Here is a 22908-nt window from a genome sequence, read left to right as displayed (position 1 = left end):
CCTTGCGGTGATTATGGTTGTCTTTTTTGTGGCGATAGAAGTTATGTAGTCTTGTATATACATGGGAGAAGGAGCAGTACCAACGTGTCCTTCCCCTTTTTACTAAATATTATCATTTAAGGGAGCAGAGAAAATGACAGTAACACTCATTATCATTGCATTATTTGTTGTGTTCGGAATCTTCCTCTTAAACGGTAAAGGGTCCTTTTTAATAGCAGGGTTTAACACGCTGCCAAAGGAAGAAAAAGCAAAATATGATGTGGAAGCATTATGCAAGTTCATGGGGAAAATGATGTTTATCCTGTCTTTTGCCATGGTATTTTGGGTGCTCAGCGAAGCATTTGAAATTGGCTGGCTCTTTACAGTTGGGATGATTTTGTTTATAGCGATTGTCGTATTTATACTTGTATATGTTAATACGGGAAACAGGTTTAAAAAACAATAATATCTTCATCTCAATTTCTTGTTCCCTTTTATAGGAAATTTTGTGGAATTCATCCTTTGCTTTTCCTTTAGGAATACGAAGAACCTAAAGCTCCCAACATTGAACAAATACCTATAAAATACTCATACTTGGGAAACATTAGGTTGAGGTGATTATGTGGATAAAGAAGATATAAAGCTCACATCTGCTGAAATAGGAACATTGTGGGGAGAATATATAAATGGAACCGCCACTGATATTGTCAATAAATATATGTTGTCCATTATAGAAGATGAGAATATAAAATTACTTTTTGAAGACGCAATCAGAATATTTGATACACAAAAACATCAAATAGAACAGTTCATTGAAAAGGATGGTTTCCCAATTCCGATTGGTTTTAATGAAACAGACATTAATAAAGACGCCAAAAGGTTATTTTCTGACATCTTCTGCTTGCATTATTTACACATTATGACGTTGCATGGTATGTTAGGTCATTCCACATCACTCAGTTCATCAGTAAGAAAAGACCTAAGACACTTCTATGATTCGTGCAGTAAAGATGGGATGAGCATGTACCATCGAACCACTGAATTGTTGCTGGAAAAAGGGCATTTTCAAAGAGATCCTTATTTTTACCCTGAAGATCATGTTGATTTTGTTTCCGGACAGAAATTTATTGATGGTTTTTTGGGGACAAACGCCCTTTATCTTCAACCGAAATTATTGCTCTCTCACTTAATATAAAAAAGAAAATAATGGAAAAGTCACTTTCTATCGGGTTTAGTCAAGTAACACAATCAAAGGAAGTAAGGAAATTTTTAAAGAGCACACAAAAATCATCCGACCAACAAATACAAGCATTAACTAAATTATTACATGGAGATAATCTTCCAGTACCTATGTCCTGGGAATCCGAAGTAACCACTTCACAAGAATCTCCTTTTTCGGATAAATTAATGCTTTATCATATTGGTTTTTTATTACAGTCTTCACAGGCTTACCACGGCTCAGGTCTTGCGTCTGCCATGCGAGTGGACCTAGTGACAACGTATGAGAGTATCATTTTGAAAAATCTGATGATCACAAAGGAATGGTTTAATTTAATGACTAAAAATAATTGGTTGGAGGAACCGCCATTGGCTCCGGACAGGAAAAAGATTGCTAAAGATAAGTGATTTCCAAAATACCCTCACTATGGGGGTATTATTTTAATTTAAAACTGTTATTGGAGAAACTGGATCCGTTATATATAAAATTGCTGTAACTTCTTGTGAGGACATTCGGGTTTGAGGTTTAGATCTTTTCCTGAGAATAAGCCTTCCTTACAAACTCAGCAAAATAATAAATGTGTCCGATATTAAAAAAACGTACACAAAGCCTATTCTTATGTTGAAAATTCACCACCAATTTCGAGTCTGCATTCGTTGTCTGTTTCTAATCTGTTCATCTGTTTCGTTGTCAAAACGTTTTCCCCTGAAAAATCCGGAAATTCCCAGGATAACAACTATTGCAATGAGAATCCAAAAGATAATGAATCACCTCCAAAACAGTTCTTCTGATAGTATTACGTTTTCACCTGTATTTACGTTTCAATTTTAAATTGGGATAAGGGACGTACAAATCAAATAAAGAAAATAGGTGTAAAAAACAAAGCAAGTAATAAAATCAGTGGGTAAAATGCAACCCGGGTGATGGAATTTCCTTGAATAGCCAATATTTCCAGTGGATCCTTTGCCGGTGCATAAATCCAGTTTGCCAGTCGTTCCAGCTTACTTTTTTTTGCTGGAATTTCCGGTACTTCCACGTGAAATTCCTCTAACCTGTTCTGCAATTCATCAGGAATCTCTTTTTTTCTCATTCGTTACCCTCCAGTAATACTCTTAATTTTTTTAGTGAAACATGAAGTCGTGACTTCACGGTACCTACCGGGATCTTAAGAATTTCAGAAATATCCTTTTGCTTCAGATCGTGATAATACGTTAATAGAATAACTGCACGCTGTTCATCCGGGAGCTGCTGGATTACTGCCTGAATCGATAGTTTATCTTCGTGTGATAATACCTGTTGCTCGTTTTGCATATATAAAAAAGGCAGTTTTTTTTTCATTCGGGTACGCTTTTTTAGTCTATTTATCATAAGCTGGTATGCCATACGGAACAAATAGGTTTTGATACTGGACTTTTCCTCATCAAAGTGTTCCTGATATTTATGAAATCTGACAAATGTATCCTGTACGATATCAATACTTAACTGTTCATCCTGGCAATATCGATAGACAAACTGATAAATTGGCGCTTTATAAGTAACAAATAATTCTTCTATTGAATGGTCATCTCGCTTTTCAAAATCTGCGGATGCAACCTCTTTATTTAAATTCATCGGACCACCGCTCTTTTATCCCTTTAAAAACAAACGCAATTCTGGTTATGAACCAGATAAATGTAATTAATGAAAACACAAACGTTTGATGAATAAAAAATTGAATCAAGGGACTGTCAATATTATCTCCCCGAAGCAGAAATAACAAAAGACCGCATATACATAAAAACGTGTAAACTGCAGCTATGATAATCACGTAATCCCATCTCGTCCAGTGGAAATAGATGTCAGACTTACTAAAATCAATATCTCCCTTATTATCTCGAACAACTTTTTTGTTCATTGTCATTATCAGTGTTGCGAATGCCGTTCCAAGAATTGCTGCTACAATCGTACTGATTAACCAACCTAAAGCCATGTGTGATCGACTCCTTTTCATCCTTTTACTTGTTTATACAATTGAATTGATAAAAAGGTTCATTCATTTATTAATTTTAAGTACGATGCAAATTAGCTATTATCCTATCTCAAATACTTTAGGTGCAATTCTTCTCTTAGGTTCATATTAACATAAAAATGTTGTAATTTACTGACGATGATTGGGACATGCATCCAAGTGTCCCGATAGTTTTAAATGTGATATCATATAATTAAGTAACCCGAGTGGAATAATCAGAAAAAAGGAAGGGATATAATGAAGCGAGCAGGTATTGTTGGTGGTTTGGGTCCTGAATCAACGGTGGAATATTACCAGTCATTCATTCACAAATACCAGGGCCGGGTGAACAGTAAACAGGATTTGCCGGAACTCTTCATTAACAGCATAAACATGTATAACATATTCAAATTCATCAGTGAGGATCGGCTGGATGATCTGATTGATTACGTTGGCGGTGCTGCTCAGAAATTGGAGAGTATCGGTGCGGATTTTGTGGTTATTTCCGCGAATACGCCGCACATCGTGTTTGATGAAGTAAAGAAAAAAGTGAATGTTCCGATGTTCAGCATTGTAGAAGAAACGTACAGGAAAGCGGATGCGTTAGGCCTTAAAAATGTCGGGCTTCTCGGCACAAAGTTTACGATGGAACATGATTTTTTCAAAAAGCCATTTCTTGAAAGCAGTAAAAAAATTGCTGTGCCAAGCGAGGAAGAGCAGCAGTTTATCCATCAGCGGATTGTTGATGAGCTGGAAAACGGAATTGTTAAAGAGGACACGAAGGAAGCTTTTTTGAAAATCATTAACAAGATGACCAGGGAAGAAAATTTGGATGGTCTGATTCTTGGTTGTACGGAGCTGCCAATGATTTTAAATGATGAAGATGTTGATATTGCACTGCTGAATACGATGGAAATTCACGTGGATAAAATGGTGGATCAGGTTTTTAAATAAAAAGATACACGGATTAGGGCAACTGAGTCTCAATCCGTGTATTTTTTTTTGACGATTCGCTCAAACTACCTCAAAAAGGAGGGATTAATTTGGGTAAAGGTCAGAAGGAAAGAAAAAATAAGAAGAAAGAAGAGTTGAACGCACTGAAAAATGAACCTAAAAATCGTCAGAACCGACCACCAAGATAGTAATAGGAGGTTTTTTTGTGTCAGAACAAAATAAAAACCGCAATAAGGATAAAGGCAACCAACGAAATGTTATTAAATATAATACTGAACCAAAACATGATAAAAATGATGCGGAAATTGCAGAAGACACTGAGTTTCTGAATTTGGATAACAGGCGTAATAAACGGAAACGATAATGCGCTTCGAGACATTGAGGTGAACTAGTGGCTGACGAAAAGAAGAAAAAAATTAAGGAAGACGTAAATGTTGAACTTGGCGGAATGGGGCTTTACGGAACAACCGGAAATGTAGAAGTTGAAGGATACAGCATGTCCGGAGATATTGAAAATGCCGGGCAGCTTGATAAAGGGTTTAAAAAGAAGAAAAAGAATATGGGCGCGAAGCCTTCGTTGGAGGATTCGCCTTGAATTGGACAGGGAGTTAGCAGCTCCTTGTCCAATTTTGTTGTTAGCTGGTAACAAAATATGTAAGCACATTTAATGAAATCGATTTCAATACTTAACATAAATCAGCCAGAATTCCCCTTCAAAACTTATCCGATTTAGTGGGGGATGAATGGCTTTTATTATTTGTAAAAATAATAAACTGAACTTTACAAAAAGTAAAAGGTGATGTAAACTAAACACAAACACATGTTCGGAAAAAGGGTGACGGCAGATGATTCTAAATTACAAGTACGAAATATACCCAACTGAAAAGCAAACTCAAATGCTACATAGCTGGATATCCATCTGTCGCCAGCAGTACAACGCTGCACTCTTGGATAAACAACGGTTTTATAAGCAATATAAAAAAGGGTTGTCACGTTACAACTTACAAAAACGGCAAACAAAGGATAAAAAGAAATTTGCCTTTTTGAAAAGTGTTCCCTCCCAGCCGTTACAAGAGGTGTTTTTTCGACTGGAAAAAGCGTTTGATAAGTTTTTCAAAGGAGATGCAAGGTACCCGAAGCAAAAGAAATACAAAGATTATAACTCTATTACCTTTACACAGTTTGGAATTGGCATGCAAAAAGTGAAGAACAAGAAAACTGGCAAGACGAGAACATAAACCATTCGTTACGCTGCCTCGTTTGATGACGGTGGTAATTTATGCATTTCTAAATTAGGTTTGATTAAGATCAATCTCCACCGAAAATTGGATGGAACAGTTAAACAAGTCGTTATTAAACGCCAAGGAGGCCATTGGTTTGCGATTTTTAGTGTTGAAAAACACGTAAACCATAAAGCTGTAGACGTTCGTTTTGACACAACAGGTATTGATGTAGGCATCAAAAAGTTTGCCGTCTTGTCTGATGGAACGGAAATTGCTAATCCGAGGTTTCTTCATAAAGAAGAAAAGAAACTAAAACGTATGCAACGAAAATTATCGCGTAAAGCAAAAGGATCGGAAAACTGGAAAAAGCAACTTGAAAAAGTGAAGAAAATCCATGCGAAAGTGACTAATCAACGCAGGGATTTTCATCACAAGCAAAGCTTTCGTATTTCGAATGATTACAGCATGGTTTTCATGGAAGACTTAACAATCAAAAACATGGTCAAAAACCGCCATTTGGCAAAATCCATTCATGATGCCGGGTGGGGTAATTTTCGTAATATGATAGCCTATAAATGTGAACGAAATGGCGGTGTATTAGTTAAAATAAAACCCCATTACACCAGTCAAAACTGTTCAAGCTGTGGTAATCATGTGAAAAAGTCACTCTCCATTCGCACCCATATTTGTAAGGATTGCGGAACCATACTTGACCGTGATCATAATGCAGCGCTTAACATCGAAAACGCTGGTCTGGCCCAAATGGGTCTCAGCCCAACAGCATAAACTCTATAGATAAACTGTAGGTCGAGGTCCCGCCCGAACAGTATAATTAACGCCTCTGGAGATGGTGTAAGACTCGGTTCATAGCGAACAAAGCGACGATCATGGAAGGAGGAAAATCCTATAAATCATTTGTATTTTGGGATGCTCCATCAAATTGCAAAGCGATTAGTTGGAGAGGTTCACGCTCTTATTTTGGGATTGCAGATCGTATAATTCCCGAAAGATTTTTGCACTTTTGGGAGCAATATTGAATGGCATAATAATACTGACTAATCATGCTTTTCTCGGAATGTTATTAAGGGTGTTAACTGGACTGACTCTGGCTGGAGTATATCCGGTAGCAGTGAAAATTTTATCCCAGTGGTTTCCAAAAAAACGCGGGCTTGCTGTTGGTATTTTAATAGCAGCGTTAACCCTGGGAACATCTTTACCACATTTTGCAGTAATATTTTTTTCGTCAATAAATTGGCAGTTGGTGATTATTTGCAGTTCGGTTTTGGCACTGTTTGCAGCAATAATTGTTCATTTTATGTTGGAAGATGCACCGGCAGCAACTAAAAAATCCACCTTTTCTTTTACATTAATTATTCAGGAAGTTATCGGCTGGCAATGGGTCTTTGCCATTTTAGCGATTGGACCCGTTCTTGGGATTGTATCTATGGTTAAGTATAAACGTTATGAGGTTAAAGGAGTGGAATCGGCATGACTGTGTGGGAAGTGAATTTGAGATAGTTGAACAAAAAGTCCTTACTTGGGATTTAAAGTAAGGACTCTTCTGTATTTGACAAATTGAACACCATTGTAACTCGATTTTTTGTTATTTGGTTCACTGTGCAGTTAATGCACCAAATCGTGTGGTCACTTTTGCACCAAGTTTATTTGCGAATTTTGTATATGTTGTTAGTTTTGCTTGGTTTGTGGGGGTTCCATACTCGTGAAAGCAGTAAAGGATTCCGGCCATAAAAGCATCCCCGGCTCCAGTTGTATCGATTGCTTGGACTTTTTCACTGGCTACGTGGATTTTTTTATCCTGATGAATGACTAATGCACCTTTTTCTCCTAATGTGATCCAAACATAAGGAATCTGATAGTCAGCGAGTTTGTTGATACCTTCTTCCAGAGTAGATGTTTCCATTAAAAACAGTAATTCGTCTTTGGCAATTTTAAGAATATCCACATTTGAAAGGATGCTGTTAATGGTCCCTCTGCATTCCTGTTCATTCTGCCACCGTTTCAGCCGAATGTTAGGATCGAAAGCAACGAGTGTACCATGTTTTTTTGCCATTTTAATTGCTGCTTTGGTTGTGTTTTTTGCTGTCGGATGAAATAACGTTCCTGATCCGCAGTAAAAAATCATTGCCTTATTGAAAAGCTCCTCATGCAGTTCCGTCTCCAGTAGCTGCTCATCCGGTGTATCGTCGATATAAGCATGGAAATAACGCTCTCTGTTTTCATTAAGATGGGTGTAAACTTTACATATGCTTTTATGATTGTTTACGACGCAAAACTCCTGACTAACCTGTTCAGGATTCAGTTTCGTTGTAATAAATTGGCTATCATCATCCGTTCCTATTTTGCACAGATAATATGCCGGGGTACCAAGTCTCCGGACCCCGACAGCTACATTTACAGTAGTTCCGCCCAGGTATGTTTGGAAATTGCTGTTTGATGGATCATTTGCTATGTAATCGATAAATGCTTCTCCATACGAGATAATACCATTTTTCATGCTTCTGTGTCCTTTCGAATGCGGTTTATTTAATCGCTATTCCTGTTCATCAATCTCGATAAAATAATGGTTTTTACGATAAGATACGGCAATTGTTGCTATCAGACTTCAGAAACTATGATACCACAAATACCAATCATCCTTTACCCAAGTTAACTTGTTTGTTGATTCTTTTACCCCAGGAAAAGAAGGACGTGTGTAAAGTGGGATCTGTCTCATCTACTTAAAAAAGCTCATGATTTGTCCATGCCCTGAATACCTATAAAGAAAGTGGTCTTAGAGGAGGGCAACCATGCTGCAATTCATTTTGGAACTTTTTACAAGTGAGCAAAAAGCAGAGGCTCTATTATCAAATGCAACGATCGAACTGATATTTATGGTGTTGTTCATCACCTTTGTTATCACGCTTTTGATTCATCTTACATTGTTTATGAAGCTGAAAAAAATAAGAAACTACATAACTGACACCGACCGGATGGATATTGAGCCACTGCATGCTTTTAAAGAGCAGTTTGACAGGATTCAACAAGCAGAATCGGTAAAACCGGAAACCTTTGTGCAAGAGAAGTTTTCCAGTTGGCGTGTATTTAACATGCCCGTTGTCAGTCTTATTAAAATAGTACAGATGACTGTTTCCGTATTTATTTTGATAGGGGTGCTGGGTACATTTATTGGTCTGACTATATCTCTGGGCAGTATCAATGCAACTGGCAGTCAATTGGTTGAAAATGTTGCTGCTGTTTTGTCGGGAATTGATGTGGCATTTTACACAAGTATTGCGGGCATGGGGTTATCACTGATTATGACCGTACTTATTAAAGTGTTTAATACGGAGTTTATGCTTACGGATATCATGTTAAAGGTGGAATCCAGGTTAGAAGAAAATGAACAGGATGGGATAGGTCGCCTGATTGAAGTATCAGAAACCATTAACCATTCCATTCTTCATCTTCAGGAAACGAATCAAAAGTCGTTAACAGGGATTGAAAATGCATTTTCCGGATTCCAGGAATATACAAGCGGACTGCAGCAATCGGCAGAGGATTTGGCAAAGTTTAACGATGGACTCTCCAGCAATCTGCAGGACTTTCAGGAATTATTTGACCATATGAAAGAAGTGACTGATGGATTTGGTGAGTCCACAACAAGGCTGAATAATAATTTTGATTCGTTGTTTTCCTATTTTAAAAAGATGGATTCCAAAAATGAGCGAATGGCAAAAGCGTTTGAAAACACCTATGAACGTGTGAAGGAAGTTTCGACAGCTCAGATGGATACATTGAATCATTTCGAGGAATCTGTTGTGGAGCTGAAATCCTTCATTTCTTCGATTATGGAAGGACAGGAATCCATACAGGCTGCATTTGAAAAAATAACGCAGAAAAGTAGTGACCTGGCTGATAAAATGGATGCGCACAACAAGGAATTTAAGCAGATTTTTGGAAGCGACCTCAGCACAAAACTGGCTGGGATCATTTCCGGTTTGAGCGATCTTTCACAGGACTTTGATAAAATGGGAGAATCGATTGCCGGACTGCCTGAAGCACTTGATGTTATTAATCAAACACAGGCTGAGTATAAGTATCTGTTGACCGATCGTTTTAACGAGTTGAAGGAATTTAACCGGACGTTTAATCAACATCTGAAAGCCCATTCTGAGGAATCGAAAGCATTTGAGCGACAAGTACAGGATGCTTCCCGTTCGTACGAAAATATGGGATTGCAGAACAATCAGCTGATCAGTGAAATAAACAAGACAATTTCACAGATGAATAATTCGTTTAATCAACGGGAGAATCAGATCGAAGCAAGTGTTCACGTGTTAAAGGATACGCTCGCGGGCTATGTGACAGGCCTGGAGGGTCAATTGGCTGACAAGCTTGATCAGGTTGTCCGAAATATGAATGATTCCGTGGTAAAAACAAATGATGGAATCAAGCGGGAATTCCAGGAACTAAGGCGTTTGTCCGAAGAAATTCAGCAAACAAATTCCCGTTATACCCAACAAACACTGCAGGATCTCAGCAGGGAGATACAGGGGTTGAATCGGCAGCTGAATGGTCTTGGCCAGCAAGCTGGAAATAATGGTACAGGGTTGAGACAAAATGGATACTAAATACCAGAGACTCTTTAAAAAGGAACAGGACGAAGGGCATTTTTGGCCATCTTTTACAGACCTGCTGACGATTATTTTGTTATGTTTCATCTTAATTTTTATTGCCATGATGATTATTAAGTCCCTGCAAATTGAAGAGATGAAACGGACTATCGACCAAATCATGGGAGTTCGGTCTGAACTTGTTAATGATTTGCAGGATGAATTCAGTGATTCAACCCTGGGTATCGAAGTGGACGAGGAAACAGGTGCGATTATTTTCAACACAGAAATCCTATTCGAATATAACGAATCCGAACTGAAGCCGGAGTCATTTCAGTTTTTGGATGAATTTGTTCCGAAATACCTGGACATTTTATTGCAAAGCGGATACGAGGAATATATTGCCGAAATCATCATTGAAGGCCATACAGATCGCGATGGCAGCTATCTGTATAACTTGAAGCTTTCACAGGAAAGGGCATACAGTGTCGCGGACTACATTCTTAGCGATGACTTTCCTTATAAAAATATCCAACAGCATTTGAAAGATAAGCTGACGGTAAATGGCAGATCTTATACTGACTTTCGTACGGATGAGTCGGGTGATTACAGCGCGGAAGCTTCACGGCGAGTGGAATTTAAATTTCGGTTGAAGGATGAGGAAATTTTAGAGAAAACACGGGAGATTTTAGCGGAGTGAGTTGCCGGGAGAAAAAGTGTCGGGGATGGATGGAGTTTTCTGATTTACGCGAAACGCTAAAGATCATGTTATTTTCGCTAAAGTTTTGCGTAAAAACGCTAAAGTTTAAAACAAGAACGCTAAAGTTTTATGCAAAAACGCTAAAGTTCACAAATGAAAAAAGGCGTTTAGTGTTGGATAAGGTGCTCAAGAAGTTTTTGTGTAGCATAACCTGAAATCAAGCCCATGTCACAAACAGCATTTCAGGCATGAAGAATAGAAACCTTTCATAAATTTAAGTAAATACTTGGATTTTTTGGAGGGTAATTATGACCGAAGATGTAGTAATCTGCAGGTGTGAGGAAGTCATGTTGAGTGAAATCGAAGCAGCCATTGAAAGTGGAACAACTGCGAAGGCAATAAAATTGAAAACGCGGGCCGGCATGGGGATATGCCAGGGAAGAACGTGCCGGCCGCTAATCGAGCAGGCCGTTTCTTATTATAAACAGGATATGGAAGGATTGACGTTTGCCGAGCCGGTGCGGCCTTTAACATTGGCTGAATTGGTTGGGGAAGGAAAGGAATTGGAATGATGCGGATAAAGGAGCATCCAATTCTTGGTGAACTGGAACGGAGACCGGTAACGATTACGTTTAATGGGCTAGATTACGAGGCTCGTGAAGGAGAGTCGATTGCCGCTGCGTTACTTGCCAATGATATTCGTGTTCTTGGTTATTCCGACAAAGACAGGAAGCCGCGTGGAATCTATTGCGGGATTGGTCATTGTTTTGAATGTCGTGTAACGGTTAATGGTAAACGAAGTGTCCGGGCATGCATTACTGAAGTGAAGGATCAAATGAAAATTGAATCCCAGGATGGGGAAGACACATGAAGTACGATCTGATTGTAATTGGTGCAGGTCCTGCCGGCATGAATGCAGCAATCATGGCTGCATCGTACGGGGCAAATGTAGCAATCATTGATGAAAATCCGGAAGCAGGCGGTAAGTTATTGGGGCAGTTGCATCAGGAGTCAAAGGGAGAATGGTGGAACGGCAGGGCAGTTGCCGGAACATTAGTGGAAAAGGTTAATCAGTTAGAGATTGATATGTTTCAAGGAAAAGAAGTTTGGGGAATTTACCCGCGTTGGAAAGTGATGGTGAACAGTGGAGAGGAACTTCAGGCAGAGCTTATTTTAATTGCTGCGGGTGCTGCCGAAAAGGCAATACCGGCTCCCGGATGGACGTTACCTGGTGTGATGGGAATTGGAGCGGCACAGACATTAACCAACTATCACCACGTAAAGCCTGGCCAGAGTGTGGCGATTATTGGTGTGGATCCACTTTCGTTATCTGTAGCACAACAATTAAAAATGGCTGGTGTAAATGTAGTTGGGATATTCCTGCCACCCCAAAGTCTATTCTCTAAAGATAAATCCAATCCAACAAAGATGCTTACTTATTTATCCTCGATGTCACATGCCGCACCAAACAAATTGCTGCAGGCTGCCGGAAAGGTTGCGCAATATTCTTTTATAAAAAAATTTGGAGCTAGCATTTTCCCGCGATTTGGTATCGGAATCTGGGGAACGCGGTTATTTTTACGGAAAGCTGTTTTGGAAATCAGTGGCTATGAGCAGGTGGAATCTATCAAAATTGCGCCTATCGATAAGGACGGGACCCCAAACCAGAATCGTGTCAAAATAATTGATGTGGATTGCGTCTGTATTTCGGGAGGATTATACCCGTTAATAGAATTAGCGGGAGCGGTTGGTTGTGAATCAGTATATGTGGAGGAATTGGGTGGACATATTCCATTGCACAATCCGGAGATGGAAACAACCCAGCCTGGAATTTTTGTAGCTGGAAATATTACCGGGATTGAAAGTGCGAAAGTTGCTATGGCACAGGGAGAACTTGTGGGTATTTCCGTTTCCTCAAGGCTGGGATTAATAGAAGGGGATTCAGCAATTCATGAAGCACAGAAAAAGGTGAAAGAAACAAGAAAAAATGCAGCAATAACATTTCAGCAGCACATTGATGAAGGCAGGAAAAAGTCCCTTCGGTTGTGGCAGAAGAACAGGCATCATGCAAAGGAGTGAACCTGGATGGAAACTGCAGATGCTGTTGTAATTGGCGGTGGTGTAATCGGAACATCGATTGCCTATCAGCTGTCAAAACATCGTAAAAAAGTTGTTTTGCTGGAAAAAGGGGATATTGGTGCACAAACTTCAGGCGCGTGTGATAAAGCAATTTTTTTACAGTCAAAAAAGCCGGGATTTCCTATTAAACTAGCGAAAGAAAGCAGAAAAATCTACGAGAATCTGGAGGTAGAACTGGAGACTTCCATTGAATTCAAAAGAGCTGGCGGGATGATTGTGATTGAAAAAGAAGCGCATCTCCCTTTTATGAAAGGTTTTGTAAAAAAGCAAAATAAAGCTGGAATCGATGTAAAAATGCTGGACCGGAAAGAAGCGCTGGCCTGGCAGCCAAGTTTATCGCAGTATATTGAAGGTGCTACTTTCAGTAAAGAGGATGCAGAAGTCAATCCGCTACTGTTAACCCAGGCTTTCGCCGAGGCTGCCAAACGAAAAGGGGTGGATATCCGGACACATACGGAAGTCAAGGGGATTACAGTTAAAAAAGGGAAAGTGACAGGTGTCAAGACAACTAATGATTATTTTGCAACCGACACGGTTATTAATGCAGCAGGTCCATTTGCAGCTAAAATAGCAGAAATGGCAGGGGTAAGGCTGACAATTATGCCTCGCCGGGGTGTGGTTCTGATAACGGAAAAAATGGGTCCAACTATTAATGGCAATGTATTATGTTCCCAATACATTGCTGCTAAACATCTGGAGGGAAATGATGAGACAGCTCCACCATTTGGTATCGGGCTTTCGCTTGGACAGACAGCCAGTGGGAATTTACTGATTGGGGGAAGCAGAGAATTTAATGGGTTTACGAGAGCGGTTGGACCGGAAGTTCTTTCGGCAATTGCTGCACATGCAGGCAGGATTGCGCCGGCACTTAAAAATATTCGAATTATCCGCTCGATGGCAGGATTCAGGCCGTTTACCGGTGATGGACTTCCGTTTATCGATGAATCGAGTGAGGTGAAAGGTTTAATTACTGCTGCAGGTCATGAGGGGGATGGGATTGCACTTGCACCGATCACCGGTGTGTTGGTTGCCAGCTTGGCAGAAGGGGGGTCAGAATATGACGATTTGCTTAAGCCACTAAAAATGGACCGTCTGCTGGAAGTTTAGTTTTATAACTAAAACGAGGGGTTGGTACGTATTGAGATTTTAGTGCCATTAACGTTATTGTTTGTGATTGCATTGGTGAAACAGATACCAAAGATTGGAGGAGATATACGGATAGCGTTACTTGTAGCTGCAGTTTCATCGGCGATTATTTCGGGATTGAATATAGGCGAAACGGCAATTGCTTTTGTGGATGGTATTGACCGGCTGTCCTGGGTTATCATGCTGTCGATATTCGGAAGTTTGTATGCAGAAGCACAGTCCAGATTAGGGGCGATTGATACAACATTAAACAGTCTTCGTGCAGCATTTGGAAGTTCACCAAAGGGATTGATTGTTGCAATTTTTATTACATTGATTATGGCTGGATCTCTATTGGGCGATGCCATTGCTGCAGCTACCGTTATCGGGTTTCTTGTGATTAATGCTTTAACCGAATTAAAACTGAAACCGGAACAAATTGGCATGATTATTTTACTGGGTGCATCCATTGGGTCGATTATGCCGCCGATAACACAAGCTGTATTTCTGTCTGCTTCACTGGTGGGAGTAGATCCGGGTCCTGTTATCAAAATTGCATATGTAACCGTAACAATCGGGGCAATATTAGCCATCCTGGAATCGTTCCGGTTTGTCCGAGGAAAAGGGATGCCGGCTGAATTAATACCGGATCAGAAGGTTATGCAAATTTTAAAAGACCGATGGAAAACATTGATTCCGTTGCTCGTTCTTATCGCCATTGTATTGGCAAATACTTTATTCAATTATAATATCTTCACAGAACTCACTGTATTTTCCGCTGTTTTGGAGCCTCTGCAGGAAATTAAAATTATTCAGGGAGTAACCTTTCAAGTTGTTAGTGCCATCATTGTTGCTTTTGCCGTGAGCTTCTTATTTCCCTCCGTTCGAAAAAATACAAAAGGTGTATTCAAAAATGGATTAGGAAAAGTATATCAGACCGTACAAATCCAAGTTTGTGCAGGGATAATGGTTGGTGTTTTCTATGCATCAGGATTAATCGATAAAGTCGCTTTAATGACGGAAGGATTGGCTTCTTCCATGGTGAAATTCGGCGGTGCTTTGTCGATGGTAATTGTAGGTATGTTGACAGGATCCCAGACTACCGCCCAATCTGTTATCGTCACTTTTCTCGGTCCAATACTGGAAAACATGAATGTAGCACCGGAAATGATTGCCTTGGGCGCATCCCACATTGCTGCTGCCGGGCAGAATATGCCGCCGGTTGGCTTAACAGCCTTTGTTGTATGCGGGTTAATTGGCGGGATTTTAAACAAAAAAGTAGACCCATTAAAAGTAATGATGCTGGCATTACCGAACTCATTGTATTTTTTAGCCATCGGATTGATTGTGTGGTTTATTTAAATGAATTCGCCAAATTTGGGAGTCCTCATGCTCGATACGATATTTGACAGGCCGATTGGAGATATAGGTAATCCAAAAACATTTTCCTATCCGGTTGAATATAAAGTGGTGAAAAATGCAACGATAGAACGGGTAGTCAAAATGGAGGATACTGCATTAATCGAGCCTTTTATTCATTCAGCAGCGTTTCTGGAGGAACAAGGAGTTAAAGTAATAACAACGAGTTGTGGATTCCTTTCATTATTTCATAGGGAAATTCAAGATCGCTTGAAAGTTCCATTCCTTTCATCAAGTTTAATGCAGATTCCTTTTGCACATATGCTGACAAGGGGAAAAATAGGTATACTGACCGCAAGAAAAGCCAGTCTGACAAGAAAGCATTTAGAGGGTGTGAATGCCCACCACGTGCAGGTTGTTATTGAAGGAATGGATGATATGCCGTCATTTACTCGTGCAATTGTAGATGAGACAGAAGTATTGGATATGGAAAAGGTTTCACTGGAAATGAAGAAGGCCGTTATGGAACTCATCAGCACACATCCGGAAATAACAGCAATTGTTTTGGAATGTACCAATATGGGACCTTATATAAGTGCTATACGGGAGATAACTGATTTACCGGTTTTTGATATAACGACACTTGTAAATTTTGTTATGAGAGCATTATAGATTTGATTACTTATTGGTAAATTGTGCGCAGTGAATTCCTTAAATGCCAAAGTTCACAGTAAATTCTCCAAAGTTCACAAATTTCAAAGGGCATGGCACAAGTAAAAAGCGCATATTTTAAAAAAGTGCCCGCCGCCGGAAACGTTCCCGGTGACAGGCACTTTCAATATTTTATTTTGCAAAGCGGTGGTTTCCGATTGTTACCGTTGTTTCACGGGACAGGATCCAATCGCTTTTTGCAGTTTCCGGATTATAGAAATAGATAGATCCGCTTCCTTGACCGCGAAATGCCACAGCTTCATTAACTGCGCGCATGTCTTCAGCATTGTACCCTTGGTTGATTGCGCCGTTTTGAACAGGTGTGAATGCATAGTGGCCTTTCACTTTTTCATAGATGACACCTTCAATTGTGTCCGGAAATTCTTTGTGATCAACGCGGTTCAGAACGACTGTTGCAACAGCAACTTTTCCTGCGTAAGGCTCACCTTTTGCTTCGGCGTGGACCAGCTTGGCCATCAGTTCTTTATCTTCCTGGGAAACGTAATTCGGGATTTTGATTGTTTCACCAGCATACAACAGACTTCCTGAACGGCTGTTTGCTATTTGCAGGTTTGCAAGTGTTATATTGAATTCATTTGCGATCTTCCAAAAAGAATCTCCTTTTTGTACTGTATATGATGAAGCGTCGGCCACTGTCGGCAGGACCATAGCGCTAATAACCAATGTTGTTGCCATAACTAACTTTTTGAATTTATTCATTTCATAGCCTCCTAGTTGAATTGCTTATACTAAGAAACTACTACATGTAATATTTTTAGGCATTAACCAAAATTTAACTATTAAACTTCCATGCTCTTCATATTTGGTCTATCAAGTAAATAATAGATTATACCAATCTCTTCCTATCAGGTATATTTAGGAAAACAATAACTGGGATGGAAGAATACGGTTCACTTGTTACAATTGTTACTTAGCTGTAACAAGCCTTAGGCCATCTCCTTCAGCGTCAGCCAACTCGATTTATTGATTCCATACAAAATCCACGGGGAAGGCAGATTGAATTGGTGCCCGGCTGGGAGGGATGCTGCCTCCTCTTTCGTTAAATCCATCCATATGTATGTTTCGCCGTCAGTCTGCTTTGCGAACTTCCAGTAATCATTCGAAATGGTTTCCCAAAGCCCTTTTTGCGAAGTAATGTCACTCCACGGATAAACGGCATGCAAATAATGGTGTTTTTTTCGATCCGTTTTTGTAATGAGCACCCGTGTTTGTGCGTCATTTTCATAAAAAGACCATTCCTCCAAATCATGCTCCTGAAATAGCTCCTTTGAACTTGGAAAGGTGTAATAGCATTCGTATGGAAAAACCGATGATGGTTTAATATACATTTCGTCTATCCAATCTTTTTTTCGCTCGAGATCAGTAATGGGGTTCCATGGTTTAGCACCGGATTCCAGTGCAGATGTATCCTTTGTAATCGCACCATGCATCATCGTATATGGAGATAGACCGACTTTTTCGATCACCCGCCGTGCGGATGTATTGTTTTCTTGCGTATTTGCACCTACCCACTGTACGCCGCTCATCTGGAATGCTTCATTCATCATATACTCCATCAGCATTGTCGAATATCCCTTTCCCGCAAATCGGCGGTCACTTCTCAGTCGTCCCAGCATTGCATAATGCCCTGCATAAATCGAAATACCACCAATGCTTACCATCTGGCCGTTATCCAGGAATAATCCATAAAGGAAGTTATTTCCTGTTGCGAGTCTATTAAAAACACGTTTGACATAGTCATCTTCAATGCCCGTGTCCATCGCTTCCAGGTGTGGATAGTCATTACTGTGCAGCATGCGAATTGATGTGTTCATTGGTGCTTCACTCCTTGAATCTTTCTTTAATATATTGCAAATTTTATTATAAACGTTTTGGCTGGTTGTTACATTTTTTGTGATTGTAGTTGCGAAAAACTCATACACGATAGTGGTTTATCTTTGCCTGAAAAAAACCGATATAATATCTAAACTACATAGTTTGATATATACTTAAATAGAATACTTCTGACAAGGTGGGGGTCAATGATGTTATTAACCAAGTCAAAAAAAGAAGCAGTTGCCGAGCTGAAGGACGATGCTTATACAATAGAAGATGTCAGCAATCGAATCAACGAATTACTGAAGCTTCTTCAAATTACCGATCAGGACTTTGAAAATGTAAAGAAAATTGATGATCTCATGGAAGCGCATGCTGCCGAAATGGCTGAACGTCATTATCAGATGATCATGAAAATTCCTGAGATTAAAGAGATTTTGGAGCAAAACTCTTACTATGAAAGATACACAGCGACAATCACAAAGTATTTCAGAGAGTTAACCAGGCCGAAATTCACTGAAGAATATGTTGCATACAGGAAGAAAATCGGTCGGGTACATAGCCGGATTGGTTTAACGGATGAATGGTATATTGGTTCTTATTTACGGGTTTACGAATATTTACTGCCGATTATTGTGAAAAAGTACCGCCATTCACCGGGGACACTATCAGACATAATCCTTTCGCTGATTCGCATCATAACTTTTGACACATTGGTCGTTATTGGCTCAACCCAGGAGGCGAATGACTATCTCCTTGTTCAAAATATAAGTAAGGTAATGGAATATGTTATTGGTGCAGATAAAATGAAAGTTCTGGCTGAAAGTGTTGATTCAACGGTTGATGAGACATCAAGTGTCAGTGCCGCTGCACAGGAATTGAGTGCATCAATCGAGCAGGTAACCAAAAATGCGGAAGATGTTGCAAAAAATGCAGAGAAAACGGCAAAGGAAGCTGAAGAAGGTCAAAAGGTCATCGAAGGAACATTAAATGGTTTTCTGGACATAGCAAGCGAGTTTACAACTACAAAAGAAAAAATTGATAATTTAATCGATCACATGTCGAGTACAACGAAAGTGATTGAGTTCATTAAAGATATTGCCGATGAGACGAATCTGTTGGCGTTAAATGCGAGTATCGAAGCGGCACGTGCAGGTGAACATGGAAAGGGATTTGCTGTGGTAGCTGATGAAGTCCGGAAACTAGCGGAGCAAACCAAAACATCCGTTGAACAAATTTCAACAACCATTAACCAAATCCAGGAGAATTCGAATGAAGTAGCAGGTGAGGTTAAAGGTATGTCAGCGTCACTGCAGGACCGGGTGGGCCATGCCAGACAATCGATCGAGGTCATTGGCTTAATGACGAAACAAATTAATCAGGTTGGTGAGTCGATCAGCAATATTGCGGCTATTACGCAGGAACAGACATCAGCTACTCAGGACATAACGGATCGGATGGAAAATGTACATAAACACACGGAAAACATTAAACTTCATGCCGGAGAAACCGGTGAATCCATTTACCAGGTTAGCTCAGAAGTTGATGAATTAAGGAAAAACACAATTAAAAGTATTCCTGAACTGACACCGGAACAATTGATCCGAGTAGTTCAGACTGAACATTCCCTATATCAGTGGTGGGCTTATAATGCCTTATTAGGCTATCATTCTATTGAAGAATTAAAGGAAGTTAAACATGATGAATGCCGATTTGGCAAGTGGTACGAAGAGATGAAACAGGGATCATTTGCAACGTTGCCATCTTTTAAAGCGATTGAAAAACCGCACCGGGAATTTCATGCGCTGGTTGAAGATGTAAAACATTCTATTACGCAGGGAAACAAACGAGATGCGAATGAAATGATGGCTGAATTGAATGGTAGAACGAATGAGATTATTGGATTGTTGAGGGAATTGCAGAAGGACGTTGTGCTTTAAACGATTATCGTGCAAGCCATAATCCGGGTTTTTCACCGGATTATGGCTTTTAAATTTCAAACTTTAGCGTTTTTGAGCTGATCTTTAGCGTTTTAGTCCAAATCTTTAGCGCTTTTACCTATAACTTTAGCGTTTTTGCATTAAACTTTAGCATTTTTCAATTTAACTTCATTTTTGCACCTTAAAAGTGTAGAATATACTTTCTTGCGCTTGTATTTCCAACCTGTTTGAACTGAATAAGTATTCTTTTTGCTGTGTGTATGTTGCCAAGTTTCAAAAATTCCCTCGCCTGGCGATTATTAATCATGTTTCCAAACAGCAAACTATAATCTTTCAAGGCTGGAATATGCGCAGTCTTTGAGGCAGCTCCACACTGATTACAATTCCATTTTGCATTCATCCACTGCATTGGCAGCGCTCCACATTTCGGGCAAAAAACGCCAAGTAATAGGTCTTCGATAGATGCCCTATATTTTTCCATAATATCAATCTCTTTAGGTGTATGTGCTTTGATTAACGTGGCAGAAAGAAGTTCCAGTTGTTTCAATGTGACTGATGCTGTCTTATGTATAGCAGCAAATTCATTTAATTTGGTAAGGAATTGTTCCTTATGGATGACAGTATCCCTGATAAATTTATTGTTGGTGATATTTTTAATAATAGTTTTTGGATCGCTGTAGACTATGAGCTTTTCGATTGGTATTGCGGGGAAATTATGCTCTCTGATAAACCGCTGAAGACGCAGATGCTGAAGATTTACCTGTTCCATATGGTTACCAAGATTCTTCTCTTCGCCATTTTTTGAGATTCGGATGGTTTGGCCGAATTCGTCATAGATAACGGTGCCCGCAATATTTTTCACTTCACTAATGAGAATAAATTTAATGGAGGGTATTAATGTATCCATCTGAAAAAAATCATTTATATCACGGATTCGTAAGTTATGGAGAATATGGTAGGACCCACCCAGGAAGTTTAACGTAAAGTCCAACGATTTTTCACCATTGTAGCCTGCACGGAGATTTTTTGCATCCTGATCGACATCGTTCTTTTTAAAGTGGCGGGGTGCCAGCCTCCGACTCAATGCTTCGGTCTGCAGCATTTCACGTGGAATGTCACGGGGTTTTAAAATTATCGGGGAGTTCAATGAAACACTTCCTTCCATATAAGGCTATTTTATATATTCGCTGTATTAGTTGGAATTCCCTTTATAAAATGTGTCTATTTTATGAACTCCGGTCAATTTTTAATATGGTTTTGTGATTGAGACAAGACAGCTTTGGAGTATACCGTATCAAAGCACATATTCCGGACATAATAAGATTTCAAGCGTATGTAATGGAGGTTCACTATGCCTGAACTACCGGAAATGGAGAATTATAAAAACTTACTCAGTAAAAAAATCAGTGGAAAAAACAATAACAGATGTAATTATAAATCGGGAAAAATCGATTAATGTGAACCCTAAAAACTTTACCGCAGTAATGGAGTGGTCTGCAAAATTCTCATTGAAAATAGTGCAGCAACGATGGGAACAACATTGGAAGAGCTGGTAAAGGTGCGCAGTATATGTAAACGTCCTGAAAAAATCGGTTCTTGTCTTGATACATGTCACGCTTTTGCAAACCCCAAAAGAAGAGGGGATTACACGTGAAGAGGAGATAAGGCAACTGCAGGAAAAGTGGGGATAAAAGAAAAAGCACCCTAAGATGCTTTTTCTGTTTTTTTATTTATCGTAGTTGTAACAGGCTTGATTGGCAATAGACTGCCTAACAAGGCAATTGCTGCTGATGCTAAAAATAGCTCCCTGAACCCGAACACTGCTACTCCGGCTATACTGCTGAAGATAATCAGATCACAAACTGAATCGATAATGGACAAAAGTGATATCGTTGTTGCCCGGACATTTGATGGAATGGTGTCGTTTGCCAACTGTGAATATATAGGGTAACGGACAGTCTGGATAAACTGAAGCAAAATCATCGCCCCCAGGAGAATCCACAATGTTTCCCTGAAGAAAGCAACAATCAACAATCCCACTACTCCCAGGCCGCCAGTTACGTAAAGCAGGACAATCCGTGATACACGTGATGTCATCCAGCCGATTGAGCGTGAGAAGAAAAAGCTCATAATCGCCAGTCCTGCAAAGACAAAGCCAATCAAATAAACCTCCATCCCCGCGTCAACAAGCAGTTTATCGCTGAACTTATCAAAAATGGCAGCTGTCGGAATAAAGACAAGCGTTATATTTAAAAACATCCACAGGACTTGTGGTGCTTTTTTTATCACGACCAGCCCTTCTTTAACCTGGTGAAGCGGATTACCTTGATAATTGCCCTGGTTCTCGGGATTTTTAACAAATAAAATCAACAACAGCTGAACGGATTGAAATGCCACACCCAGCAAAATCAACAAGTTGAATTGTTCATTTGTTAGGTCCTTTGCGATAATTGCGCCGAGAATAACAACAATTACCGTTACAGCAAACGTGGCTGACTGGATATTTCCCATCGCCTTATCCATGAAGTTTTCTTCCCCTGAAGCTTTCAATGATTCATAGATTAAAGCCTCATCCGCACCACTGAAAAAAGTTACTGCAATACCACTGAGTATACTGCTTAGAAAGAACATCCAGGGTTCAAATGCCCATAAAAGCATGCCGTGACTGACAATGTTCAAAAAAGCTCCGATAACAAAGGATCTTTTTGCCCCATAACGGTCGGCAAACATCCCTGTTGGAATTTCACCGATCAGAACCCCCGCGCTCCAGAAAAGCATAACCCAGAGGATAAGCGCCTCATCCAGCCCTCTGGAAAAATAGAATAAAGCGATGACCGGCTGCAGAAACACTGCACTGCCAAACAAATTTGTCCAAAAAAGAATACTTATATTATGCGATGCTAACGTATTTTTTTCAATTCCTAATTTCCTCCTGCTTCTTAACTTGTTTATCTGGTTGTTAAACAAGCAGGAGCGATCGTATGAATTTATTTATTCAGTTTTCACCCCTGCTTGCTGGTTTAAAAAGAATGTTAAGTTTTTTTGCATTGTAAAATTCCTCCCATTAATTAATCTGACATTTATTATAATGGAAGAGATAAAGATTTAACAGGAAATTTTTGG

Annotated in this window: 24 protein-coding genes and 2 pseudogenes; 18 read left to right on the top strand and 8 right to left on the bottom strand. The window is 39.7% G+C overall.

Features of this window, described 5'->3' with window-relative positions; genetic code table 11:
• Positions 1–133: 133 nt before the first annotated feature.
• Entirely contained in the window at positions 134–445 is a 312-nt protein-coding gene (locus G6R02_RS11235; protein ID WP_164669347.1) for a DUF3784 domain-containing protein, read from the top strand.
• A gap of 156 nt (positions 446–601) precedes the next feature.
• Positions 602–1605 (top strand): annotated as a pseudogene (locus tag G6R02_RS11230) (DUF3231 family protein).
• Between the two features lie 446 nt (positions 1606–2051).
• On the opposite strand, the gene G6R02_RS11225 reads toward G6R02_RS11230, so the two are convergent.
• The 3 genes from G6R02_RS11225 to G6R02_RS11215 are packed head-to-tail and all read right to left on the bottom strand — an operon-like array spanning position 2052 to position 3167.
• Complete coding sequence (locus tag G6R02_RS11225; RefSeq protein ID WP_164669346.1) at positions 2052–2288, bottom strand: hypothetical protein; 237 nt, start codon at positions 2286–2288, stop codon at positions 2052–2054.
• Positions 2285–2809 carry an RNA polymerase sigma factor gene (locus G6R02_RS11220; RefSeq protein WP_164669345.1) on the bottom strand — a complete coding sequence of 175 codons (525 nt, stop codon included), beginning with the start codon at positions 2807–2809 and terminating at the stop codon, positions 2285–2287. Before G6R02_RS11220 ends, G6R02_RS11225 begins: the two co-directional genes overlap by 4 nt.
• A complete protein-coding gene (locus G6R02_RS11215; protein WP_164669344.1) occupies positions 2796–3167 on the bottom strand; it encodes a hypothetical protein in 372 nt (123 codons plus the stop codon). Before G6R02_RS11215 ends, G6R02_RS11220 begins: the two co-directional genes overlap by 14 nt.
• A 276-nt stretch (positions 3168–3443) precedes the next feature.
• Here G6R02_RS11215 and G6R02_RS11210 point away from each other — a divergent pair, with 276 nt between their 5' ends.
• The 6 genes from G6R02_RS11210 (at position 3444) to G6R02_RS11195 (ending at position 6854) form a co-directional block, all read left to right on the top strand.
• Positions 3444–4139: an aspartate/glutamate racemase family protein gene (locus tag G6R02_RS11210; RefSeq protein ID WP_164669343.1), complete on the top strand. Its 696-nt coding sequence runs from the start codon at positions 3444–3446 to the stop codon at positions 4137–4139.
• Positions 4140–4344: 205 nt separating this feature from the next.
• The gene (locus tag G6R02_RS19945; protein WP_205520119.1) at positions 4345–4503 is read left to right on the top strand and encodes a hypothetical protein; all 159 of its coding nucleotides are present in this window, start codon (positions 4345–4347) and stop codon (positions 4501–4503) included.
• Positions 4504–4530: 27 nt separating this feature from the next.
• A complete protein-coding gene (locus G6R02_RS11205) occupies positions 4531–4734 on the top strand; it encodes a hypothetical protein (RefSeq protein WP_164667196.1) in 204 nt (67 codons plus the stop codon).
• A gap of 250 nt (positions 4735–4984) precedes the next feature.
• The gene (locus tag G6R02_RS20350; protein WP_343032912.1) at positions 4985–5377 is read left to right on the top strand and encodes a helix-turn-helix domain-containing protein; all 393 of its coding nucleotides are present in this window, start codon (positions 4985–4987) and stop codon (positions 5375–5377) included.
• Positions 5378–5380: 3 nt separating this feature from the next.
• Positions 5381–6148 carry an RNA-guided endonuclease InsQ/TnpB family protein gene (locus tag G6R02_RS11200; RefSeq protein ID WP_343032929.1) on the top strand — a complete coding sequence of 256 codons (768 nt, stop codon included), beginning with the start codon at positions 5381–5383 and terminating at the stop codon, positions 6146–6148.
• 247 nt (positions 6149–6395) lie between these two features.
• Positions 6396–6854, top strand: a complete 459-nt coding sequence (locus G6R02_RS11195) for an MFS transporter (protein ID WP_246202549.1) — start codon at positions 6396–6398, stop codon at positions 6852–6854.
• A 120-nt stretch (positions 6855–6974) separates the two neighbouring features.
• Here the strand turns inward: G6R02_RS11195 and G6R02_RS11190 are convergent, their stop codons facing one another.
• Positions 6975–7877, bottom strand: coding sequence for a carbohydrate kinase family protein (locus tag G6R02_RS11190; protein WP_164669342.1), 903 nt, complete (start codon positions 7875–7877; stop codon positions 6975–6977).
• Positions 7878–8169: 292 nt separating this feature from the next.
• Between G6R02_RS11190 and G6R02_RS11185 the strand changes: the two genes are divergently transcribed.
• The 8 genes from G6R02_RS11185 to G6R02_RS11150 all read left to right on the top strand — a co-directional run bounded on the left by G6R02_RS11185 (position 8170) and on the right by G6R02_RS11150 (position 15970).
• On the top strand, positions 8170–9993 hold the full coding sequence (locus G6R02_RS11185; RefSeq protein WP_164669341.1) for a MotA/TolQ/ExbB proton channel family protein: 1824 nt from the start codon (positions 8170–8172) through the stop codon (positions 9991–9993).
• Positions 9983–10675, top strand: a complete 693-nt coding sequence (locus G6R02_RS11180) for an OmpA family protein (protein ID WP_164669340.1) — start codon at positions 9983–9985, stop codon at positions 10673–10675. The genes G6R02_RS11185 and G6R02_RS11180 overlap by 11 nt, the downstream gene beginning before the upstream one ends.
• A 308-nt stretch (positions 10676–10983) precedes the next feature.
• Positions 10984–11247: a (2Fe-2S)-binding protein gene (locus tag G6R02_RS11175; RefSeq protein WP_164669339.1), complete on the top strand. Its 264-nt coding sequence runs from the start codon at positions 10984–10986 to the stop codon at positions 11245–11247.
• Positions 11244–11546, top strand: a complete 303-nt coding sequence (locus G6R02_RS11170) for a (2Fe-2S)-binding protein (RefSeq protein ID WP_164669338.1) — start codon at positions 11244–11246, stop codon at positions 11544–11546. The genes G6R02_RS11175 and G6R02_RS11170 overlap by 4 nt, the downstream gene beginning before the upstream one ends.
• Positions 11543–12754: an NAD(P)/FAD-dependent oxidoreductase gene (locus G6R02_RS11165; RefSeq protein WP_164669337.1), complete on the top strand. Its 1212-nt coding sequence runs from the start codon at positions 11543–11545 to the stop codon at positions 12752–12754. Before G6R02_RS11170 ends, G6R02_RS11165 begins: the two co-directional genes overlap by 4 nt.
• A 6-nt stretch (positions 12755–12760) precedes the next feature.
• Positions 12761–13921, top strand: coding sequence for an NAD(P)/FAD-dependent oxidoreductase (locus G6R02_RS11160; RefSeq protein ID WP_164669336.1), 1161 nt, complete (start codon positions 12761–12763; stop codon positions 13919–13921).
• A gap of 21 nt (positions 13922–13942) precedes the next feature.
• Positions 13943–15301 carry a TRAP transporter large permease subunit gene (locus G6R02_RS11155; protein ID WP_246202548.1) on the top strand — a complete coding sequence of 453 codons (1359 nt, stop codon included), beginning with the start codon at positions 13943–13945 and terminating at the stop codon, positions 15299–15301.
• Complete coding sequence (locus tag G6R02_RS11150; protein ID WP_281347106.1) at positions 15302–15970, top strand: aspartate/glutamate racemase family protein; 669 nt, start codon at positions 15302–15304, stop codon at positions 15968–15970.
• Positions 15971–16141: 171 nt separating this feature from the next.
• Here G6R02_RS11150 and G6R02_RS11145 read toward each other — a convergent pair whose 3' ends face one another.
• Complete coding sequence (locus tag G6R02_RS11145; RefSeq protein WP_164669334.1) at positions 16142–16729, bottom strand: cell wall hydrolase; 588 nt, start codon at positions 16727–16729, stop codon at positions 16142–16144.
• A 227-nt stretch (positions 16730–16956) separates the two neighbouring features.
• Positions 16957–17844, bottom strand: coding sequence for a GNAT family N-acetyltransferase (locus tag G6R02_RS11140; RefSeq protein ID WP_164669333.1), 888 nt, complete (start codon positions 17842–17844; stop codon positions 16957–16959).
• 207 nt (positions 17845–18051) lie between these two features.
• On the opposite strand from G6R02_RS11140, the gene G6R02_RS11135 reads away from it, so the two are divergent.
• Positions 18052–19785, top strand: a complete 1734-nt coding sequence (locus G6R02_RS11135) for a methyl-accepting chemotaxis protein (RefSeq protein ID WP_164669332.1) — start codon at positions 18052–18054, stop codon at positions 19783–19785.
• A 181-nt stretch (positions 19786–19966) separates the two neighbouring features.
• On the opposite strand, the gene G6R02_RS11130 is transcribed toward G6R02_RS11135, so the two are convergent.
• The gene (locus G6R02_RS11130) at positions 19967–20932 is read right to left on the bottom strand and encodes a nuclease-related domain-containing protein (protein ID WP_164669331.1); all 966 of its coding nucleotides are present in this window, start codon (positions 20930–20932) and stop codon (positions 19967–19969) included.
• Positions 20933–21283: 351 nt separating this feature from the next.
• On the opposite strand from G6R02_RS11130, the pseudogene G6R02_RS20085 reads away from it, so the two are divergent.
• Positions 21284–21412, top strand: a pseudogene (locus G6R02_RS20085) (deoxyribonuclease IV); the annotation flags it as partial.
• A gap of 77 nt (positions 21413–21489) precedes the next feature.
• Here G6R02_RS20085 and G6R02_RS11125 read toward each other — a convergent pair.
• Entirely contained in the window at positions 21490–22704 is a 1215-nt protein-coding gene (locus tag G6R02_RS11125) for an MFS transporter (RefSeq protein ID WP_164670385.1), read from the bottom strand.
• Between the last annotated feature and the right edge of the window lie 204 nt (positions 22705–22908).

The sequence above is a fragment of the Virgibacillus doumboii genome, assembly GCF_902806455.1.
GTDB lineage: Bacteria > Bacillota > Bacilli > Bacillales > Amphibacillaceae > Lentibacillus > Lentibacillus doumboii.
This window is presented reverse-complemented; position numbering and strand designations above follow the sequence as displayed.

Bases quoted from the DNA above. Each gene is read 5' to 3' on its own strand.
- G6R02_RS11235 (WP_164669347.1), top strand. From the start codon at position 134: ATGACAGTAACACTCATTATCATTGCATTATTTGTTGTGTTCGGAATC.
- G6R02_RS20350 (WP_343032912.1), top strand. From the start codon at position 4,985: ATGATTCTAAATTACAAGTACGAAATATACCCAACTGAAAAGCAAACT.
- G6R02_RS11185 (WP_164669341.1), top strand. From the start codon at position 8,170: ATGCTGCAATTCATTTTGGAACTTTTTACAAGTGAGCAAAAAGCAGAG.
- G6R02_RS11210 (WP_164669343.1), top strand. From the start codon at position 3,444: ATGAAGCGAGCAGGTATTGTTGGTGGTTTGGGTCCTGAATCAACGGTG.
- G6R02_RS11170 (WP_164669338.1), top strand. From the start codon at position 11,244: ATGATGCGGATAAAGGAGCATCCAATTCTTGGTGAACTGGAACGGAGA.
- G6R02_RS11215 (WP_164669344.1), bottom strand. From the start codon at position 3,167: ATGGCTTTAGGTTGGTTAATCAGTACGATTGTAGCAGCAATTCTTGGA.
- G6R02_RS11175 (WP_164669339.1), top strand. From the start codon at position 10,984: ATGACCGAAGATGTAGTAATCTGCAGGTGTGAGGAAGTCATGTTGAGT.
- G6R02_RS11145 (WP_164669334.1), bottom strand. From the start codon at position 16,729: ATGAATAAATTCAAAAAGTTAGTTATGGCAACAACATTGGTTATTAGC.
- G6R02_RS11220 (WP_164669345.1), bottom strand. From the start codon at position 2,809: ATGAATTTAAATAAAGAGGTTGCATCCGCAGATTTTGAAAAGCGAGAT.
- G6R02_RS11160 (WP_164669336.1), top strand. From the start codon at position 12,761: ATGGAAACTGCAGATGCTGTTGTAATTGGCGGTGGTGTAATCGGAACA.
- G6R02_RS11190 (WP_164669342.1), bottom strand. From the start codon at position 7,877: ATGAAAAATGGTATTATCTCGTATGGAGAAGCATTTATCGATTACATA.
- G6R02_RS11225 (WP_164669346.1), bottom strand. From the start codon at position 2,288: ATGAGAAAAAAAGAGATTCCTGATGAATTGCAGAACAGGTTAGAGGAA.
- G6R02_RS11140 (WP_164669333.1), bottom strand. From the start codon at position 17,844: ATGAACACATCAATTCGCATGCTGCACAGTAATGACTATCCACACCTG.
- G6R02_RS11135 (WP_164669332.1), top strand. From the start codon at position 18,052: ATGATGTTATTAACCAAGTCAAAAAAAGAAGCAGTTGCCGAGCTGAAG.
- G6R02_RS11150 (WP_281347106.1), top strand. From the start codon at position 15,302: ATGAATTCGCCAAATTTGGGAGTCCTCATGCTCGATACGATATTTGAC.
- G6R02_RS11165 (WP_164669337.1), top strand. From the start codon at position 11,543: ATGAAGTACGATCTGATTGTAATTGGTGCAGGTCCTGCCGGCATGAAT.
- G6R02_RS11180 (WP_164669340.1), top strand. From the start codon at position 9,983: ATGGATACTAAATACCAGAGACTCTTTAAAAAGGAACAGGACGAAGGG.